Annotated in this window: 2 protein-coding genes; both read left to right on the forward strand. The window is 67.5% G+C overall.

Features of this window, described 5'->3' with window-relative positions:
- The first annotated feature begins 47 nt into the window (after positions 1–47).
- Positions 48–3,146: an efflux RND transporter permease subunit gene (locus ACESL5_RS08540; RefSeq protein WP_372592362.1), complete on the forward strand. Its 3,099-nt coding sequence runs from the start codon at positions 48–50 to the stop codon at positions 3,144–3,146.
- On the forward strand, positions 3,143–3,363 hold a 221-nt coding region (locus ACESL5_RS08545; RefSeq protein ID WP_372592363.1), incomplete at its 3' end, for a DUF3240 family protein. The genes ACESL5_RS08540 and ACESL5_RS08545, both read left to right, overlap by 4 nt.

Here is a 3,363-nt window from a genome sequence, read left to right on the forward strand (position 1 = left end):
GTGGCCGCCATCAAGGGGGCCTGGCAAGGCATGGGAGGCGACGAGTGATGCTTGCCTCCCTGATCCGGTTCTCACTCACCCAGCGCCTGTTCATCCTGTTGCTGGTGGCCCTGATCGCGGGCCTGGGTACCCGCGCCTTTCTCAATCTCCCGATCGATGCCTTCCCGGACGTCTCGACGCCCCAGGTGAAGATCATCATCAAGGCCCCCGGCATGACGCCCGAGGAGGTCGAGCAGCGCATTACCGCCCCGGTGGAGGTGGAAATGCTGGGCATCCCCGACCAGGCGATGCTGCGCTCGGTGGCCAAGTACGGCCTGACCGACATCACCATCGACTTTGCCGAGGGCACCGACATCTACTGGGCCCGGCAGCAGGTAGCCGAGCGTCTGAATGCCGTCTGGGCCGACCTGCCGCCCGATGCCACCGGCGGCATGGCGCCGATCACCACGCCGCTGGGCGAGATGTTCATGTTCACCATCGACGGCGGCGACCTGTCGCTGACCGAGCGCCGCTCGCTGCTCGACTGGGTGATCCGCCCGGCCCTGCGCACCGTGCCGGGCGTGGCCGAGGTCAATGCGCTGGGCGGGCACGTGCGCACCTTCGAGGTCACCCCGGACACGGCGAAGATGAGCGCTCGCGGCATCACCCTCGACCAGCTGCGCACGGCCCTGTCGCGCAACAACCGCAACGATGGCGCCGGCCGGGTTCGCGATGGCGAGGAGGCCCTGCTGGTCCGCATCGAGGGGAGTGTCACGCAGCTCGATGACCTGCGCGAAACCGTGGTGGCGATGACCCCCGGGGGCGCTCCCATCCACGTGGCCGACGTCGCCAGCGTGCAGATCGGCAGTCTCACCCGCTACGGGGCGGTCACCAAGGACGGCGAACAGGAGGCCGTGCAGGGGCTGGTGCTGGGCCTGCGCGGGGCGAATGCCCGCGAGGTGGTCGCCGGTGTGCAGGACAAGATCGACGAACTGTCCTCCACCCTGCCCGACGGCGTGACCATCAACGTCTTCTACAACCGCGGCAACCTGGTCGACCGAGCCGTGCATACCGTCACGAAGGCGCTGGAAGAGGCGATCATCCTGGTGCTGATCCTGCTGCTCGTCTTCCTCGGCAACCTGCGGGCCGCGATCACGGTCGCCCTGATCCTGCCGCTGGCCGCCCTGGTGACCTTCATCCTCATGGACCGGATGGGCATGTCGGCCAACCTGATGAGCCTCGGCGGGCTGGCGATCGCGATCGGCATGCTGGTCGACGCCGCCGTGGTGGTGGTCGAGAACATCGTCGCGCACCTGGCGCGGGAGAAGGAGGCCCGACGCCTGCCACGACTGCACGTGATCTACCGCGCCGTGCGCGAGGTCGCCGCCCCGGTGACCGCCGGCATCCTGATCATCGTGATCGTCTTCCTGCCGCTGCTCACGTTGCAGGGGCTCGAGGGCAAGCTGTTCAAGCCGGTGGCCCTGACCATCGTCTTCGCCCTGGGAAGCTCGCTGCTGCTGTCCCTGACGGCCATTCCGGTGATCAGCTCGTATTTGCTGCGCAACGTTTCGCACGACGAGCCCTGGCTGGTGCGCCAGTTGCACAAGGTCTACACCCCGGCCCTGCGCTGGTCGCTGGCCCACCCGAAGGTCATCGGCATCGTCGCCGTGGCCGCCCTGGGTGCCACGGCCGCGGCCTACACGCAGATCGGCAAGATCTTCATGCCCACCATGGACGAGGGCGATGTCATCGTGCAGCTCGAGAAGCTGCCCTCCATTTCGCTGGAGCAATCGATCACCCTGGACAAGCGTTTCCAGGAGGCCCTGATCGAGCGTGTGCCGGAAGTCACCGGCGTGATCGCCCGCACCGGATCGGATGAGCTCGGGATGGACCCGATGGGGCTCAACGAGACGGACAGCTTCCTGGTCCTCAAGCCGCGCGAGCAATGGCGCTTCGAGACCAAGGAGGAACTGGTCGATGCCATCCGCGAGGTACTGGCCGACTTCCCCGGCATGGCCCACGCCTTCACCCAGCCCATCGAAATGCGCGTCTCGGAAATGCTCACCGGGGTGCGCGGGGACCTGGCGATCAAGCTGTTCGGTCCCGACCTGGACGTTCTCAACGACAAGGCCCAGCGCATTGCCGAGACCGTGCGCGGTGTCGACGGCGCCTCGGATGTCTTCTACAGCCGCAACGAGGGTGTGCAGTACCTCAAGGTCACGGCCGACCGACAGGCCGCCGGCCGCTTCGGGCTGGCCATCGAGGAACTGGAAACCCTGCTGCGGGCGCAACTCGAGGGCAAGGACGTCGGCACCGTCTACGAGGGCATGCGCCGCACCCCGTTGATGATCCGCGGCAGCCGCGAGATTGCCCGATCGCCGGAAGCCTTGCGGGAGTTGCTCATCAGCCTGCCGGGCGGTCGCCAGGTGCCACTGACGGCGCTGGCCACCATCGACCGGGTCGAGGGCCCGGTACAGGTCGAGCGCGAGCTGGGCGAGCGGTTCGTCGTGGTGGCCGCGAACGTTGCCGGCCGCGACCTGGTCGGTTTCGTCGAGGACGCCCGCCAGGCAGTTGCCGAGGAGGTTTCCCTGGACACGGGGTATCGCCTTGCCTGGGGTGGACAGTTCGAGAACCAGCAACGCGCGGCCAAGCGATTGGGACTGGTGGTGCCGGTCTCGGTCGGCCTGATCTTCCTGTTGCTGTTCACCACCTTCGGCTCGATCCGCCAGGCCATCCTGGTCCTGCTGAACATCCCCTTCGCCCTGATCGGCGGCGTGTTCGGCCTTTGGATCTCCGGCGAGTACCTGTCGGTGCCGGCCTCCGTGGGCTTCATCGCGCTGCTGGGCATCGCGGTGCTCAACGGTGTGGTGCTGGTGAGCTATTTCAACCAGTTGCGCGCCCTGGGCCTGTCGCTGCACGAGACGGTGGTCGAGGGTGCCAAGCGACGCCTGCGCCCGGTGCTGATGACCGCCTCGATCGCCGCGTTCGGCCTGATCCCGCTGCTGTTCGCGACCGGGCCCGGCTCGGAGATCCAGCGGCCGCTCGCTGCCGTCGTCATCGGCGGGCTGGTGACCTCCACCCTGCTGACCCTGGTGCTGTTGCCCATCCTCTACCGCCGCTTCGGTGCAGCGTCACCCGAGGCGAACCGCAAGGGATCCGACTCATGAACAACGTGCTGCTGACCCTGATTGCCCCCCCGGACGTGGAGGAAGTCGTGATCGACTGGCTGCTCGGTCGCGACGAGCTGTCCGGCTTTACCGGCGAGGCCGCCTGGGGCCACAGCCGGGAGCACGGCCAGTTCAACCTGGTCGAACAGGTGACCGGCCGCCAGCGCCGCGCGGTGTTTCACCTGCAGATGGCGTCGGCACAGGCCGAACCGTTTAT

Origin of the sequence: Guyparkeria sp. (genome assembly GCF_041687595.1) — a bacterium.
Classification (GTDB): Bacteria; Pseudomonadota; Gammaproteobacteria; order Halothiobacillales; family Halothiobacillaceae; genus Guyparkeria.

Bases quoted from the DNA above. Each gene is read 5' to 3' on its own strand.
- ACESL5_RS08540 (WP_372592362.1), top strand. From the start codon at position 48: ATGCTTGCCTCCCTGATCCGGTTCTCACTCACCCAGCGCCTGTTCATC.